Below are 16,400 nucleotides of genomic sequence, written 5' to 3' on the forward strand. Positions count from 1 at the left end.
GCGCACGTCCTCACCGGCGTTCCATGAGGTCGGCGAAGTCGCGTTCGTTGCGCTCGGCCTGCCGGACGTACAGCCAGGCCCCGACGACGAGCGCGGGATAGATCAGCCCGGCCAGGACCACCCACGGCAGCGGCAGCCCGAACAGCTCGGCCGCGCGCAGCTCGGGAGCCAGCAGGAACAGCAGCGGCAGCCCGCCCACGACGCACGCCAGCACCGTGCACACGAACAGCGCGAGCCGGAACTGCGTACGCACCAGGGAGCGCATGTAGACCTCACCCAGGCGGGTCTGCTCGTCGATCTCCCGGGTGAGCGGATGGCGGGGCCGGCGGGCCGCCGCCGTGCGCGGGCTGGTCACCGTCACCCGGCGCGGCCTGCCCGTCATCGGGCCTGGCCCTTGCGGGCCCGGCGGACGAGCAGGTCGCGTAACTCCCGCGTGTGCCGGCGGCTCACCGGGATCTCGGTGTCGCCCACACGCACCACGCACTTGCCCGAGTCGATGTGCAGTTCGTCGATGTGCCTGACCGCGACGAGATGGCTGCGGTGCACCCGCAGGAACCCGGCCGTCGCCCAGCGCTCCTCCAGCGTCGCCAGCGGGATGCGGACCAGATGGCTGCCGGTCGCGGTGTGCAGCCGCGCGTAGTCGCCCTGCGCCTCGACGTACCGCACCTCGGTGCTCGCCACGAACCGGGTCACTCCGCCCAGCTCGACCGGGATGGTGTCGGCCTGCGGCCCCTCCCCCGGCTCGCCGCGGCTGCCGCAGACCCGGCGGATCGCCTCCGCGAGCCGCTCCGGCCGTACGGGTTTGAGCAGGTAGTCCTCGGCCTTGAGCTCGAAGGCGTCCACGGCGTGGTCGTCGTACGCCGTGACGAACACGATCTTCGGCGGACGGGTGAACTGGGTCAGCAGCCGGCCCAGCACCACACCGTCGAGCCCGCGCATGCGGATGTCGAGGAACACCGCGTCGACCGGCCTGCCGTCCGCGATGGCGCGGTCGAGCAGCTTGAGCGCTGCGGCGCCGTCACGGGCGGTCAGCACCTCGCCGATGCGGGGGTCCGCTCTGAGCAGGTAGGCGACGTCCTCCAGCGCGGGCTGCTCGTCGTCCACCGCCAGGACCCGCAGGCCGCTCACGATCACCCCTTTCACCGGCCGATGCTCTAGAGAGTGATGACCAGGACGACCGGAAGTCAACGTTTGCGCGTGTCACGAGACGGTGTCAGAGCACCGACACTCCGGGGTGGTATTTGGGGATGCGCACCGTGACCTTGGTGCCCGCGCCGGGGCCGGTCTCCACGACCAGCCCGTACTCGTCTCCGTAGACCTGGCGCAGCCGCTCGTCGACGTTGGCCACGCCGATGCCGCCCGCCCCCGAGCGGTCCTCCCCGGCGAGCACGCGCCGCAGCCGTTCGGGGTCCATGCCGACGCCGTCGTCCTCGACGGTGATGCCGCACTCGGCGCCGTCGTCCTCGGCGATGATCGTGATCCGGCCGGCGCCGGGCTTCGCCTCCAGCCCGTGCCGTACGGCGTTCTCCACCAGCGGCTGCAGGCACAGGAACGGCACCGCCACCGGCAGGACCTCCGGGGCGATGCGCAGTGTCACCAGAAGCTGGTCGCCGAACCGGGCCCGCTCCAGGGTGAGGTAGCGGTCGATGGACCGCAGCTCCTCGGCCAGCGTCGTGAAGTCGCCGTGCCGCCGGAAGGAGTAGCGGGTGAAGTCGGCGAACTCCAGCAGCAGCTCCCTGGCCTGCTCCGGGTCGCTGCGGACGAACGACGCGATCGTGGTCAGCGAGTTGTAGATGAAGTGCGGCGATATCTGCGCCCGCAGCGCCCGCACCTCGGCCTCCATCAGCATCGTCCGGGACCGGTCGAGCTCGGCCAGCTCAAGCTGGGAATCGACCCACCGCGCGACCTCCTGGGCCGCCCGCACCAGACCGGCCGAGGCGTGGTCGCCGTACGCCGCGAGCGAGCCGACCACCCGGTCGTCGGTGGTGAGCGGGACGACCACGACGTGCCGGACGGGACACTCGGGCAGCGCGCAGGCGAGCGCCCGCACCTGGGTGCGGCCGTCCTTCAGCGTCTCGGCGGCGTGCTCGAACGCGTCGGCGGCATGGTGGTCGCCCGCGCCGTCGTACACGAGCAGTTCCTCGCCGTTGGTGATGGCGATGGCCGGGGAGCCGAGCAGCTCGCGCAGGTGCCGCGACGCCTTGAGCGCGCCGGCCTGGGTGAGCCCGGCCCGCAGCGGCGGCGCGGCCAGCGACGCGGTGTGCAGCGTCTCGAAGGTCGCCCGCTCCGCGGGGCTGCTGCCGAGGTCGCGCCGGCCGCGCAGGACCCGCCAGAGCACGACGGCCGGCACACTGACGAGGACGGCGACGACGAGCGCCGTGACGACCGGTTCCACGCCGCCGCAGCCTACCCCCCGTCCGCCGGACGCCCGCTCGCGCGGCGGTGAGCGGTCCTCATCGGTCGCCGGAACACCAGGGCGAGCACGCCGGAGCCGCGTGCCTTCTAGGCTCGTCCTCGTGAAGACGGGCGGGTTCGTCGATCGTGTCATCACCGCCGCCGCGGTGCTCATCATGGATCTCGTCCTGCTGATGACCGCGGGGTTCGCCATCCGCCGGGCACGCGACCGCGGCGTGCTGTGTGACGGCGGCACGGTGTTCTGCGCGGGCGGGGACCCTGCTTTCGCGCAGTGGCAGGCGGAGATGGCTTTCCGCTCCGCCGTCGCCTACGGCTCCTTCGCCGTCATGGCCGCGATCCTGATCGTCAGTCTGGTCGTCGGCCGGCGGCGTGGACGCCACGAGATCGTGATCATACAGCTCACGGCCCTCACGACCGTGGCGGCGCTCGCGGTCCTGTGGGAGCCGTACAGGCAGTGGTGACAGATCCGCGCGCGACGGCAACCAGCGCGCGGCTACTCGTCGCTTTCGTACATCTCCCGGCACTGCTCCGTACTCATGTCGCCGGGAGCGCACAGCCGCACGTCCAGGGCGAAGTCGACGGTGCGCCGGCGGCCCGCCGACGTGTAGTGGACGCGAACGCCTTCGGCGTGCGCGGTGACCTCACCGGTCTTCCCGTACTGCAGGCCGAGCTCCGTGCCGAGGGACTCCCCGTTCTTCGCGCAGACCGTGGTGACGGCGGAACCGCGGGCCGGGAAGCCGAGCTCGGTCAGCGGCCGCTCGGCGTTGCCGAGCATGGGGTGGTCACCTCGCCGCCGGAACGAGAACGCCTGTAGGACGATTCCACCACTTGGGTTGATCAGGTCGATCCTGTCGATGACGGCCGCACCTGGCCCGTCCACGCACATGACCCAGCCGCCCAGTGAATAGGGCCGGTGGGCGACGACGTCGGGAAGCGCGACACCGATCGAGACCTCGTCGTCGGTGTAGGGGGAGCTGTTCAGATACAGGCGTGGGCCGTCGGCCGCGCTTCCGGCCGTCGTGACCATGACGACGACGGCCGTCAGGATCAGGCGAACGAGGGGGCGCACGGGCACCGTCCTCTCCGACATCTCACTCAGAGATCGTCACCGGCGTCCAGTGCGGCGCGGATGCGAGCGGCGTAGTCCGCGATCTCGGCGTCGCCGTCGTACTTCACCCGGGGCCAGAAGAAGCCGCGCAGGCCGTCCTTGCGGTTGCGCGGCACGACGTGAACGTGCAGGTGGGGGACGCTCTGGCTGATCCGGTTGTTCATCGCGACGAACGTGCCGGCCGCGCCGGTGCCCGCCTCGACCGCCCGCGTGACGGCCCGGACCCGGGCGAAGAACGGCCCGACCTCCTCCGGCGGCAGGTCCGCGAGGGTCTCGACGTGGCCGCGCGGGACGACGAGCACGTGCCCCTTGAACACCGGGCGGGTGTCGAGGAACGCGGCGGCGACCTCGTCGTCCAGCACCACCCGCGCGGGCCGCTCCCCCGCCGCGATCTCACAGAACACGCAGCCGTCCACGGACACCATTCTGGATCAACCGCCGGGGGGCGCCGCGCGGAGGCCGGGCATCCGCCGCCGTCCCCGTGCGGGCCGGCGTACGGCGGATGCCCGGCACCCCAAGGGACCTATTCCTCGGCGTTCTTCGCGGCCCGCTGAGCGTCCTTCTGGACCCGCTCGATCTGCGCCTGAGTGACGTTCAGCGCGCCGAACTGCTTGACCGCCTGGTAGTAGGTCCAGGCGAGGCCGTCGCAGGTGCTCTTGCTGACGCCGGAGTATCCCGCGCAGACCTGCTTCATGTCGAAGTAGAACGCGTCGTCCACATGCGACTTGTTGCCGGAGAACTGGTTCACGGCCTTGTAGTTGCGGTAGCCGAAGTCGTGCCGGCGGCAGGGCATCCTGAAGTCGAACCCGAGCGGCTGGTCGGGGCTGCTGGAGCACAGGTCCGTCGACCAGTCGAAGGCGTAGTCGGCCCAGCCCGACTGGTTCTGCCAGGCCGAGCGCCAACTGGCGGCGCTGGAGGCCGTGGCCTGGGTGAAGGTGGACAGTGCCGCGAGCTTCTGTTCGAGGGTCACGGCGTGTGCGGGGAGAGGCGACGCGAGCAACGCGGCGAAGGAGAGGGCGGCGGCGGTGAGGGCGCGTTTGACCATGGGCTCTGCCTTTGGGTGGGGGGTGCTCTCACGGCAGGAATCTGCCACCGCCCAACAATGAGCCCATGTATTCGGAAATTCTCGCGCCAGACCAGATCGAGATCACGGCGCACGTTCGTGAACAATCGCTCTTTACAGCGATGATGGATTCTTGTAATCGCACCCCTGTCCTTTACCGGCCGGCCCGGACCTGTTCATTGTCCGCAGCCGCGGTCGCCATCCGGCTCGACGTACGCGGCCTGGCCGCAGCGGCATCTTGCCGTAGGAGGACCGCCCTGTGGCGATATGCGGGGCCGACTCGCGATGGACGGGAGATCAGACAAGGGTGGCGAAGTCGTTCATGCGCTCCCGCAGAAGGAGAGCCTCCTTGACCCGTTGCTGCCTTTGCAGCAGGTCGAGTGCCCCCTGCCAGACCTGGAGGGCGTCAGCGTATCGGCCGAGCGCGGCATAGACGTCACCGAGGCTGGCGAGGGATTCCGCCTCCCCTCTGGTGTTGCCGACTCCGCGATACGTCGTCAATGCCTGACCGTAGTAGGTCAAGGATTCGGCGTGTTTCCCATTGTTCTGCGCGATCAGGCCGAGACTGTGCAGGGTGTCCGCTTCGCCGTCCGGATGCTCATGCCGGCGGAACAGGGCGAGAGCCCGCCGGCAGCTCGCCTCGGCCTCCTCGTAGCGCCGGAGTCCGGCGCAGATCCAGCCGATCGCGTTCAGGGCCCGCGCCTCCTCCACCAGATCGGAGATGCTCCGGAAGAGTGCGAGCGCCTGACGCGCGTGGACCAGCGCCCGTTCCAGGTCGCCGTACCGCTCCCACCCCACTGCGAGCGCGTAATGGGTTCGGGCCTCCTCTCCCGTCACACCGCCCGATTTGGCGCAGACCAGGGCCAGGTCAAGTTGCTCGAAAGCATCGTCGTCCTGACCTTCCGCCGTGTATGCCTGACCGAGATACCGATGCGCCATCGCCTGCATGGCCAGGTCTTCTCCTGTTTCCGCCGCTTGCAGCGCAAGCTGCCAGACGGCCAGCTGATCGCGGCTCCGCCTGCGACGCGCGTGAAAGGTGACCAGTGTGCGAGCCAGCTGCCATACCTGCGGATACCGCCCTCGGCGCATCGCGACCTGCTGCATCTCGATGAGGCGGGGGTGTTCGAGGTCGAACCAGGCCATCGCCTCCGCCGTGTCGCGAAGCGGCTGAGGCGCGCATCCCGTCGCCGGCGGGGCAAGGGCGACCGGTGGACGGCGTGAGTCCAGCAGCCGGTCCGCGGCGTAGGCGGTGTGCAGGTAGTGATCGACCAACCGGCGCAGCGCCGCGTCGCGGCTCTTACTCCGCGACCTCGGCCGCGCCCCGTCCGCGCTGTACAGGTGAACCAGATCATGCATGCGGTACCGGCCCGGTACGTACTGGTGCACCAGCGATGTGTCCTCCAGTTGCTGCAGCAGCTCCCGGCACGTCGCCAAGGGGGTGGCGGTCAGGCCGGCTACGGCGGCAAGGCCGAGGTCCACGGTGGGAACCGCGCCGAGCAGGTCGAAAACCGTCGCGGCCTGCGGCTCCAGCGCACGATAGGACCAGGAGAAGACCGCGCGCAGGTCGGTTCTCGCCTCGCCGGCACTCAGGGCGCTGAGCCGGGCGGAGGCATCCCGGAGCTCCTGAGCGAGCGCGTCAAGGGGATGGGCGGGATTCGCTGCCGCCCTCGCGGCGACGATGCCCAGCGCCAGAGGCAGGCCGCCGCAGTGCTCGACGAGCGTGTCGAGTGACTGCTGCTGGTCGGCCACGCGCCGCCGGCCCAGATGTCCCGCCAGCATGTCCCGGGCCTCGCGGACCGAGAGGAGGTCCAGAGTCAGCAGGCGCGCGCCGTGAGTCACGGTGAGGCCTCGTAGCCGGTGGCGGCTGGTCACCAGCACGGTGCATGTGGGGCTGCCGGGGAGGAGCGGGACGACCTGACCGGTGTCCCGGGCGTTGTCCAATACGACCAGCATCCGTCGCCCGGCGACGACACTCCGGTAGAGCGCCGCCTGCACGTCGAGGTCTTTCGGCACGGAAGCCGGCGGAACGCCCAGTGCCTCAAGGAAATTCCGCAACGACACCTGTGGCGCCACCGGCGCCGGTTCCGGACCGAAGCCGCGAAGGTCGGCATAGAGCTGCCCGTCGGGAAAACGATCGAGGTGCAGGTGTGCCCATTGCAGCGCCAGCGATGTCTTGCCGATGCCACCGGCGCCACCGATCGCGGAGATGACAACGGTCTCACCGCGGTTCTCCGCCGCCTCGTCCAGATGAGCGAGCTCATCGGCTCTTCCCGCGAAGAACGCGGGCGGCGCCGGAAGCTGGCGAGGAACCGCCGGCAGGTCGGCGCCCGGACCTCTCCCCGTGTGCTGCGACGCGTCCGGCGCGTACGGGCCCGAGGCGGCCGAGTCGCCTCGGGCAGGCGGGGCCTGGCGGGCGAGACGGCTTCTTGCCTCCAGCCAGATCGCGACATCCTCAGCGGGCGCGCAAGCGTGGAGGAAGGCGACCAGCGTCTCCGTCCGGGGCAGCGCCTGCCGGCGCAGGGTGTCGGCGACGGTGCTGCGCGCGAGGACCTCTCCTCCGCGTGCGGCCCTCTCCTCCAGTTGCCGGTACGTGAACCCCGACCGCTCCTTGAGCTGCCGTAGTAAGGCGACGAACTCAGCCGCGCTACCCGCCTGGCGCGGGTCCCCCGTTGCCGCAGTCATCCCCGCAATGCTTCTGGTCGACTGTGGCCGGCGTCAACCGCGGACCGCGGCGTCCTGTCCGGGCTGTCCGGGACCATCGCCGGACACGACCGTGACCAGGGGATCCTGTCCGCGCTGTGTCCGGGACGGCCGGCGTTCCTTGTGACCGCTCGGGTGCCACGCCGAAGCTGTCAACCAGATGATCGGCAAATGGGGGAGCGCCGGTGCGAGGTCACCGGAGACGAATGGCCGCGTTCGGGGCGACGGCGCCGTGTTCCTGCCCGGCGCGGAGATTCAGGCCATTGGCAACTGTCCGCGGCAGATGCGGCCCACGACTGACGGGGTGAGGGAATCGGTGATGAAGGAAACGGTGTTCCGGAGCGAGGATCTCCCCGTGACGGACCGGTTCACGAGGTGGCGCGACATGGCCTGCCAGGCCCATGTGCCCACCATGGTCCGCAGTGAACACGAGAAGGACTTCCGGGCCACGTTGCGCGTGCTTCGACTCGGCACGATACAGATGTCCTCACTGACCCACCCGTCGTTGCGGGTGGAGCGAACCCGGAAAGGCATCCGGCAGTCCGATCCCGGCACGTACTGCCTGGCGCTTCCGCTCCGCGGCACCCTGCGATTCGCCCAATCCGGCAGGGAAGCCGAATGCGGCCCGCAGGATCTGATGTTCTACGAGACCTCGCGGCCCTTCCACGGACGGATCGCCCCCCGCGACGGCGGCGACGTCTCACACATGGTCGTCCAGATCTCCAGGGACGCGCTGCCACAGTCCTCCGCCGAGCTCGGCCGGCTCGCCGCGGTCCGCCTGCCCGCCCGGGAAGGGATCGGCGCCCTGCTGTCGAACCACCTCCGTGAAACGGCCCGGCAGGCCGGCGATCTGACCCCGGCCGAGGCCGCTCGCCTGTCCTCTCTCACCCTGGACCTACTGGGCGCCTTGTGCGCTCACCACCTCCATGCCGAGCCCGGCGCCGGGCTGGGGCCGGAGGCGCGTCGGCAGGTCCTGCGCGCGCAGATTCGCGACTTCATCCAGCGACGGCTCGGCGATTCCAGCCTCACGGCGGACGTCATCGCCTCCGCTCACCACATCTCGACCCGCTACCTCTACACGCTCTTCGACGACCAGGACCTCGGCGTCGCCGGATGGATACGCCGGCAGAGGCTGGAGCGCTCCCGGCGCGATCTCGGCGACCCCCACCTGCGCTCGCGTCCGATCCATTCGATAGCGGCCCGCTGGGGTTTCCCCGACAGCGCGCACTTCAGCCGGATCTTCCGCGCCGCCTACGGCACGTCTCCCCGGGATTACCGGAATTCCGTGCAGTACGACGACGGCTGCGCATGAACCGAGAAAAACCGCGCAGACAACGTCAATGACAGTCCGCAGGGCAGGGTTTCAGGTTCGGCCGGCGGGGGCCTCGTCGAGACCTTCTTCGGGCTCGGGTTCCTTGGGGGGATCCCGGGGATCGACGTACGGCTCCGCGGGGGACTCGCCGTCGGCGATCCTGCGCCCGCGCTGGAGCTCGGCGTCGAGCTGGGCCCCGGTCAGGATGACGATGTTCGACAGCCACAGCCAGATGAGGAAGACGACCACCGCCGCGAGCGTGCCGTACGTCTTGTTGTAGGAGCCGAACCGCGCGACGTACAGCCCGAAGCCCGCGGAGACCACGACCCACGCCACGACGGCCAGCAGGCTGCCCGGGCTGAGCCAGCGCACGCCGGGCTGGCGCACGTTGGGCGCGGCGTAGTAGAGCAGCGTGATCATGCCGGTCGCGAGCAGCACCAGGACCGGCCACTTCACGATGCCCCAGATCGTGACCGCGGCGGGCCCGAGGCCGAGCATCCCCCCGGCGATCTCGGCGAGGCGGCCGGTGAAGGTCACGGCGAGCACGGAGGCCGCCATCAGGACCACCAGCAGGAGCGTCAGCCCGACCCGGAGCGGGGTGACCTTCCAGAACGGACGGCCCTCCCTGATGTCGAAGATGGCGTTGGCCGCCCGGATGAAGGCGCCCATGTAGCCGGAGGCGGCCCACAGCGCGAGCAGCAGACCGCCGATCGCGAACACGCCGGCGGTCCCCTGGTGCTGCTGCACGTTGGCGAGGCCGGTCTGCAGCAGTTCCTGGACCGGCCCCGGCGTCAGCGACTTGACGTTGTCGAGCAGCGGGCCGATGGCGTCCTGGCCGAGCAGGCCGAGGATCGACACCAGCACGATCAGACCCGGAAAGATCGAAAGGACGGCGTAGTAGGTCAGCGAAGCCGCCCAGTCCTGGACGTTGTCCTCCTTGAACTCCTTGGCCGTGCGCTTGGCGACCCCGATCCAGTCGCGTCGCGACAGCCTCTCCAGCGGCCCCTGCCCGTCCTCGGGGTCGGTCATCGGTGGGCGAACCTCCGGGTGAACGTGCTGTTGTGCTTCGCTGTCGGGAACATCCGGGCTCCGCGCGTCGTGCGGCTCCCGCCGAACACGCCCTTGCCGGACGCGCTCTTCCCGAACATGCCCTTCCCGCCGAGCATGCCCTTGCCGAACATGCTCTTACCGGACGTGCCCTTGCCGGACGTGCCCTTGCCGGACGTGCCCTTGCCGAACATGGCCTTTCCGCCGAAGACACCGCCGCGGCCGAACATGCCCTTGCCGCCGAGCATGCTCTTCCCGAACACGCCCCTGCCGGGCGTCGTGCGGAACATCGCCGGGCGTCCGCGCATGCGGGTCTTCTTGCCGTACAGGCGGATCCGCGCCGGCAGGCCGGCCTTCTCGGAGAGGCTCCGCCTGACCATCCCACCCCGTTTGCCCAGACCCGTCCCGCTCAGGAAGAGCGGCATGCTCAGCCCGGTGGTCTTCGCCGGACGGCCTCTGCCCCCGGTCATCCGGCGCAGCAGCAGCACCGCGCCCCCTGCGGCGACGACGGCTCCGGCGGCGGCCACGAGGCCCGGACTGGTCCTCACCTGCTCACCGGCCCGGCCTGCCGCCTCGCGCATGTGCGGCGGGGCGGCCTCGCGCACCCGCCCGGCCACTCCGGTGGCCCTGGCCCGCGCCGCGGTCATGGTCGCGTGCACGCGCTCCTGGGCCCGCCCCTTGATGTCGGCCTTCGCGGCCAGGGCCTCGATCGTGTCACCGAGGTCGTCGCGGGTGCGCTCGATGTCCCGGCGCACCTCCGAGATCTCGTCGTGCCCCTTCTCGTGCTCGCCGGTTCTCCTGGTCTCCGTGTGCCCCGCCGTGTCCCTCGCCGTTTCGACGGGCTCCGGGCCGGGCCTGGCCTGCCGTACGGCGTTGAGCGACTCAGGCTCGGTGACCGGCTCTGACACGTCCTGTCTGTGCACTCCCACGGTCCCGGCGTTGGGCCGGGCCGCACCGGGGTCGGTCTCGGTCATCTGCGCGCACTCTCCTTCATGACGTCGATGTCTGCCTTGAGGCTGCGCATCGCCTCGTCGGGGGTGGGCGGCGCCGCCCGGGACATCTGCTCCTTGCCCACCAGGGCGAGCAGCCCGGCGATCGCCAGCAGCGCGGCGCCCACGATCAGCGCGGCGGCCCAGGCCGGCAGGATCAACGCGAGCGCCAGGATCGCCGTGGCCACGAGGGCACCCCCGCCGAGCAACGCGACGACGCCGGCGGCACCGAGCAGGCCGGCGCCCATGCCGGCGCGCTTGCCCTTGCGAGTCATCTCCAGCCGCGCCAGTCGCAGTTCGTCGCGGATCAGCCGGGAGACGTCCTCGGACAACCGGCGGACGAGATCGCCTGTGGACGGCGACTCCTTCTGGATGGTCATGGCCTGCCTCCCTTCCAGGTTGGGAAGCGCCTACCCGCAGCCAAGAGCCCTAACCACCGCCGTCCCCGGGGTGAACGGGGAGACCGGAACAGATGAAAGTTTCAGTTCCTTACGCACACGTTTTTTGTCACGGACCGGCAAAAGGCCAGCAAGGGGCCTCGGCTCACCGCACCGCACGGTTACAGCGTGAGGCTCCCGCAACGCGTCATTGACATACGGGGGGCCCAATCCACAATCCTGAGGTGGGAGCGCTCCCATCGTATCGGTTCAGATCCACCCCTGCCCGCATCGGCTGTCGAATCCGCTACCTGGCATTTCTTCATCCGATGCTTCCCACCCCTATTCTTTTTGGAGACCCCCCGCAAATGCGAACGAGAGCTCTTAGCACGGGAGCGCTCCCACGATCGCGGAGACGGATCGCCCTGCTGGCGGCCGCCACCGTGTCCGGTGGCCTCCTCGTCGGGCTGACGCAGACGCCTGCGTCCGCCGCCGTGGCCTGTGATGTCCAGTACGCGCTCAACTCCTGGGGTTCGGGCTCCGGCGGTTTCACCGCCAGCCTTGACATCAAGAACCTGGGCGACCCGATCAGCAGCTGGACCCTGAAGTTCAACTTCCCCAACGGGCAGAAGCTGTCGAACGGCTGGTCGGCCAACTGGAGCCAGAGCGGCACGACCGTCACGGCAACGAACATGTCCTGGAACGGCAACCTCGGGTCCGGCGCGACGACCAACGTCGGGTTCCAGGGAACGTGGACCGGCAGCAACAACAAGCCCGCCTCGTTCTCCGTCAACGGGGTGACCTGCGGGGCCACCCAGAGCCCGTCGCAGTCGCCGTCCCAGTCCCCCTCGCAGTCGCCCTCGCAGTCCCCCTCGCAGTCGCCGTCCCAGTCCCCCTCGCAGTCGCCCTCGCAGTCGCCGTCGCAGAGCCCCTCCGCGTCGCCGTCGACGAGCCCCGGGACGGACAACCAGTACGTCAAGAACTTCCTCACGATGTACAACAAGATCCACGACCCGGCCAACGGGTACTTCTCGCCGCAGGGCGTGCCGTACCACTCGGTCGAGACGCTGCTCGTGGAGGCGCCGGACCAGGGCCACGAGACGACGTCCGAGGCCTACAGCTACTACCTGTGGCTGGAGGCGATGTACGGCAAGGTCACCGGCGACTGGACGAAGTTCAACACCGCGTGGCAGTCGATGGAGAAGTACATCATCCCGGCGCGCGCCGACCAGCCGACCAACGACAAGTACGACCCCAGCAAGCCGGCGACGTACGCGGGTGAGTGGAACGACATCTCGGGGTACCCGTCCAAGCTCGACAGCGGCGTCAGCGTCGGCACCGACCCGATCGCGAACGAGCTGAAGAGCGCGTACGGCACCTCCGACATCTACGGCATGCACTGGCTGCTGGACGTCGACAACACCTACGGCTTCGGCCGCTGTGGCGACGGCACCACCAAGCCGGCGTACATCAACACCTACCAGCGCGGCCCCGAGGAGTCGGTCTTCGAGACCATCCCGCAGCCGTCCTGCGACACCTTCAAGTTCGGCGGTCCGAACGGGTTCCTCGACCTGTTCACGGGTGACGCGTCGTACGCGAAGCAGTGGAAGTACACGAACGCGCCGGACGCCGACGCCCGCGCCGTCCAGGCCGCCTACTGGGCGCTGACCTGGGCGACCGAGCAGGGCAAGCAGTCGCAGATCTCCACCTCCGTCTCGAACGCGGCGAAGATGGGCGACTACCTGCGCTACTCGATGTACGACAAGTACTTCAAGCAGCCCAACTGCACCAGCACCTCCTGCCCCGCGGGCACCGGTAAGAACGCGTCGAACTACCTGCTGTCCTGGTACTACGCCTGGGGCGGCGCGTACGACACGTCGGCCGGCTGGGCGTGGCGCATCGGCTCCAGCCACAACCACTCGGGCTACCAGAACCCGCTCGCGGCCTGGGCTCTGTCCAACGTCAACGCCCTGAAGCCCAAGGGCTCGACCGCGGTCACCGACTGGTCGACCAGCCTCACCCGCCAGCTGCAGTTCTACAAGTGGCTGCAGTCGGCCGAGGGCGGCATCGCCGGCGGCGCGACCAACAGCTGGGAGGGCCACTACGCGGCCCCGCCGTCCGGTCTGCCGAAGTTCTTCGGCATGGCCTACGACTGGCAGCCGGTCTACCACGACCCGCCGTCCAACCAGTGGTTCGGCTTCCAGGCCTGGAGCATGGAGCGCGTGGCCGAGCTCTACTACGCCAGCGGCAACACCGACGCCAAGGCCATCCTCGACAAGTGGGTCGCCTGGGCGCTGGCGGGCACCACGGTGAACTCCGACGGCACCTTCCAGATCCCCTCGACGCTGGTGTGGACCGGTCAGCCGGACTCCAGCTTCAGCGGCACCGGGATGCCGGCGGCCAACACCGGCCTGCACGTGAGCATCCGGGACTACACCGACGACATCGGCGTGGCCGGTTCGTACGCCAAGGTCCTGATGTTCTACGCGGCCAAGTCGGGCAACGCGCAGGCCAAGACCACGGCCAAGGCTCTCCTGGACGGCATCTGGAAGAACAACCAGGACGCCAAGGGCGTGTCGGTCAACGAGACCAAGGCCGACTACAACCGCCTCGACGACCCGATCTACGTCCCGTCCGGCTGGAGCGGCAAGATGCCGAACGGCGACCCGATCAACAGCAACTCGACCTTCATCTCCATCCGGTCCTGGTACAAGAACGACCCGGACTGGCCGAAGGTCCAGTCGTACCTGAACGGCGGCTCCGCGCCGGTCTTCCGCTACCACCGCTTCTGGGCGCAGACCGACGTCGCCACCGCTCTCGGACAGTACGGCCTGCTCTTCCCGAATGGCTGAGCACGCCCTGTAGACCGGGGTGCGGTGTCGCCTGACCCTTCACCGCACCCCCAGTAAGCCGGGGCGCGGCGGCGCCTGACCCGCCGCCGCGCCACCGATCCCCCCACCTATGCGAGGCACATCTCCATGCGGCGTACGTTCCCGGCTCTGGCGGCGCTGATCATCTCCTCGGCGGTCGTCCCGGCCGCCGTCCCCTCCACCGCCGCGGCGGCCCCGGCGTACAACTACGCGGAGGCCCTGCAGAAGTCGCTCTTCTTCTACGAGGCCCAGCAGTCCGGCAAGCTGCCGTCCACCAACCGCGTCTCCTGGCGCGGCGACTCGGCCCTGAACGACGGCAAGGACGTCGGCCTCGACCTGACCGGCGGCTGGTACGACGCGGGCGACCACGTCAAGTTCGGCCTGCCGATGGCGTTCAGCACGACGATGCTGGCCTGGGGCGCGGTCGACTACCGCGACGCCTACACCTCGTCCGGGCAGATCTCCTACCTGCTCGACAACCTGCGCTTCGTCAACGACTACTTCATCAAGGCCCACCCGTCCGCGAACGTCCTGTACGGGCAGGTCGGCAACGGCGGCGACGACCACAAGTGGTGGGGACCGGCCGAGGTGCTGCCGATGGCCCGGCCCGCCTACAAGATCGACGCCTCGTGCGGCGGCTCCGACCTGGCCGGCGAGACCGCCGCCGCGATGGCCGCCTCCTCGATGGTCTTCCGGCCCACCGACGCGGCGTACGCCGACAAGCTGCTCACCCACGCCAAGCAGCTCTACACCTTCGCCGACACCGTGCGGGGCAAGTACAGCGACTGCATCACCGACGCGGCCGGCTACTACAAGTCCTGGAGCGGGTACAACGACGAGCTGGTCTGGGGCGCGATCTGGCTCTACCGCGCCACCGGCGACTCCTCCTACCTCGCGAAGGCCGAGTCAGCCTACTCCGGCCTCGGCACCGAGCCGCAGTCGACCACCAAGTCGTACAAGTGGACGATCGCCTGGGACGACAAGTCCTACGGCTGCTACGCGCTGCTCGCGAAGCTGACGGGCAAGCAGCAGTACGCCGACGACGCCAACCGCTGGCTCGACTGGTGGACGGTCGGCGTCAACGGGCAGAAGGTCGCGTACTCCCCCGGCGGCGAGGCCGTGCTCGACCAGTGGGGGTCGCTGCGCTACGCGGCCAACACCGCCTTCGTCGCCCTCGACTACAGCGACTGGCTGACCGACGCGACCCGTAAGGCGCGCTACCACGACTTCGCCGTCCGGCAGATCAACTACGCGCTCGGCGACAACCCACGCAAGTCGTCGTACATGGTGGGCTTCGGGGCGAACCCGCCGCGCAACCCGCACCACCGGACCGCGCACGGCTCCTGGTCCGACAACCTCAACGAGCCGGCGCAGAGCCGCCACATCCTGTACGGCGCGCTCGTCGGCGGCCCGACGTCGGCCAACGACGCCTACACCGACAGCCGCAGCGACTACACGATGAACGAGGTCGCCACCGACTACAACGCCGGGTTCACCAGCGCGCTGGTCCGGCTGGTCAAGGAGTACGGCGGCACGCCGCTGGCCGGCTTCCCCGGCACGGAGACCCCGGACGGGCCGGAGATCTACCTCCAGGCGTCGGTCAACGCCACGGGCTCGACCTTCACCGAGATCAAGGCGCTCGTCGTCAACCACTCGGCCTGGCCCGCACGGGCGCTGAGCGACGGTTCGTTCCGCTACTACTTCACCCTCGACGGCGACACCACGCCCGGCCAGATCACGCTGAGCTCGGCGTACACCCAGTGCAAGCAGCCGACCGGCCCGACGCAGTTCTCCGGGAAGATCTACTACGTCACGATCGACTGCTCGGGGCAGGTCGTCGCCCCGCAGGGGCAGTCGCAGTCGCGGCGCGAGGTCCAGTTCCGGATCGCCAGCTCGGGCACCTGGGACCCGTCGAACGACTGGTCGTACAAGGGCGTCGCGACGACGCCGGGGTCCACGCCGGTGACCGTGGAGAACATCACGCTGTACTCGGGCTCGAACAAGATCTGGGGCAACGCGCCCGGCACGGAGCAGTCCCCGTCGCCGAGCCCGTCCGCCAGCCCGTCCGGCAGCCCCTCCGCCTCGCCGAGCCCGTCTCCGTCGCCCAGCCCCTCCGCCTCGCCCAGCCCGTCACCGTCTCCCAGCCCTTCGGCGAGCCCGTCCGCCAGCCCGTCGGCGAGCCCGACGCAGCAGGGCAAGGCCTGCACCGCCACGTACAAGATCACTAGCTCGTGGCAGGGCGGCTTCCAGGCGGACGTCACCGTGAAGAGCTCCGGCACCGCGGCCATCACCGGCTGGACGGTCGGCTGGACGCTGCCGAGCGGTCAGAGCATCTCCCAGCTGTGGAGCGGCACGCTCAGCCAGAGCGGGTCGAGCGTCACGGTGAAGAACCTGTCCTGGAACGGATCGCTGGCCCCCGGCGCCACCACGAGCTTCGGCTTCACCGGCAACGGCAACGGCTCCGTCCCGTCCCCCGTCACCTGCACACCCGCGTAGCCCCCGTCCCGGGCTCGCCCTGA

At 69.8% G+C, this 16,400-nt stretch carries 14 protein-coding genes; 4 read left to right on the forward strand and 10 right to left on the reverse strand.

Translation table 11 applies throughout. The annotated features are described in order from the left end of the window. Positions 1-10 precede the first annotated feature (10 nt). From F5972_RS04720 to F5972_RS04730, 3 genes are all read right to left on the reverse strand, one after another. Positions 11-382, reverse strand: a complete 372-nt coding sequence (locus F5972_RS04720; protein WP_150931488.1) for a DUF485 domain-containing protein — start codon at positions 380-382, stop codon at positions 11-13. After that, on the reverse strand, positions 379-1,128 hold the full coding sequence (locus F5972_RS04725; RefSeq protein WP_150932528.1) for a LytR/AlgR family response regulator transcription factor: 750 nt from the start codon (positions 1,126-1,128) through the stop codon (positions 379-381). The genes F5972_RS04720 and F5972_RS04725 overlap by 4 nt, the downstream gene beginning before the upstream one ends. A gap of 85 nt (positions 1,129-1,213) precedes the next feature. Then, positions 1,214-2,395, reverse strand: coding sequence for a sensor histidine kinase (locus F5972_RS04730; protein WP_150931490.1), 1,182 nt, complete (start codon positions 2,393-2,395; stop codon positions 1,214-1,216). Between the two features lie 121 nt (positions 2,396-2,516). On the opposite strand from F5972_RS04730, the gene F5972_RS04735 reads away from it, so the two are divergent. Further along, a complete protein-coding gene (locus F5972_RS04735; protein ID WP_150931492.1) occupies positions 2,517-2,876 on the forward strand; it encodes a hypothetical protein in 360 nt (119 codons plus the stop codon). A gap of 32 nt (positions 2,877-2,908) precedes the next feature. Here the strand turns inward: F5972_RS04735 and F5972_RS04740 are convergent, their stop codons facing one another. The 4 genes from F5972_RS04740 to F5972_RS04755 all read right to left on the reverse strand — a co-directional run bounded on the left by F5972_RS04740 (position 2,909) and on the right by F5972_RS04755 (position 7,268). Further along, positions 2,909-3,484 carry a hypothetical protein gene (locus F5972_RS04740; RefSeq protein ID WP_150931493.1) on the reverse strand — a complete coding sequence of 192 codons (576 nt, stop codon included), beginning with the start codon at positions 3,482-3,484 and terminating at the stop codon, positions 2,909-2,911. A 26-nt stretch (positions 3,485-3,510) separates the two neighbouring features. Continuing rightward, on the reverse strand, positions 3,511-3,939 hold the full coding sequence (locus tag F5972_RS04745; protein WP_404803032.1) for an HIT family protein: 429 nt from the start codon (positions 3,937-3,939) through the stop codon (positions 3,511-3,513). Between the two features lie 107 nt (positions 3,940-4,046). Further along, on the reverse strand, positions 4,047-4,568 hold the full coding sequence (locus tag F5972_RS04750) for a phospholipase (protein WP_150931497.1): 522 nt from the start codon (positions 4,566-4,568) through the stop codon (positions 4,047-4,049). A gap of 315 nt (positions 4,569-4,883) precedes the next feature. After that, a complete protein-coding gene (locus F5972_RS04755; RefSeq protein WP_150931499.1) occupies positions 4,884-7,268 on the reverse strand; it encodes an ATP-binding protein in 2,385 nt (794 codons plus the stop codon). Between the two features lie 250 nt (positions 7,269-7,518). On the opposite strand from F5972_RS04755, the gene F5972_RS04760 reads away from it, so the two are divergent. Then, positions 7,519-8,598, forward strand: coding sequence for an AraC-like ligand-binding domain-containing protein (locus F5972_RS04760; RefSeq protein WP_225311171.1), 1,080 nt, complete (start codon positions 7,519-7,521; stop codon positions 8,596-8,598). 51 nt (positions 8,599-8,649) lie between these two features. On the opposite strand, the gene F5972_RS04765 is transcribed toward F5972_RS04760, so the two are convergent. The 3 genes from F5972_RS04765 to F5972_RS04775 are packed head-to-tail and all read right to left on the reverse strand — an operon-like array spanning position 8,650 to position 11,014. After that, complete coding sequence (locus F5972_RS04765) at positions 8,650-9,627, reverse strand: YihY/virulence factor BrkB family protein (RefSeq protein WP_150931501.1); 978 nt, start codon at positions 9,625-9,627, stop codon at positions 8,650-8,652. Further along, complete coding sequence (locus tag F5972_RS04770) at positions 9,624-10,619, reverse strand: DUF3618 domain-containing protein (protein ID WP_150931503.1); 996 nt, start codon at positions 10,617-10,619, stop codon at positions 9,624-9,626. The genes F5972_RS04765 and F5972_RS04770 overlap by 4 nt, the downstream gene beginning before the upstream one ends. Further along, a complete protein-coding gene (locus F5972_RS04775; protein ID WP_117409578.1) occupies positions 10,616-11,014 on the reverse strand; it encodes a phage holin family protein in 399 nt (132 codons plus the stop codon). The genes F5972_RS04770 and F5972_RS04775 overlap by 4 nt, the downstream gene beginning before the upstream one ends. A 365-nt stretch (positions 11,015-11,379) precedes the next feature. On the opposite strand from F5972_RS04775, the gene F5972_RS04780 reads away from it, so the two are divergent. Both F5972_RS04780 and F5972_RS04785 read left to right on the forward strand, forming a co-directional pair. Beyond that, positions 11,380-13,863 (forward strand): glycoside hydrolase family 48 protein, encoded by a 2,484-nt coding sequence (locus F5972_RS04780; RefSeq protein WP_150931505.1) that lies wholly within the window; start codon positions 11,380-11,382, stop codon positions 13,861-13,863. 126 nt (positions 13,864-13,989) lie between these two features. After that, positions 13,990-16,377 carry a glycoside hydrolase family 9 protein gene (locus F5972_RS04785; RefSeq protein WP_150931507.1) on the forward strand — a complete coding sequence of 796 codons (2,388 nt, stop codon included), beginning with the start codon at positions 13,990-13,992 and terminating at the stop codon, positions 16,375-16,377. The last annotated feature ends 23 nt before the right edge of the window (positions 16,378-16,400 follow it).

It is taken from the genome of Microbispora cellulosiformans, from assembly GCF_008728085.1.
Taxonomy (GTDB): Bacteria; Actinomycetota; Actinomycetes; order Streptosporangiales; family Streptosporangiaceae; genus Microbispora; species Microbispora amethystogenes.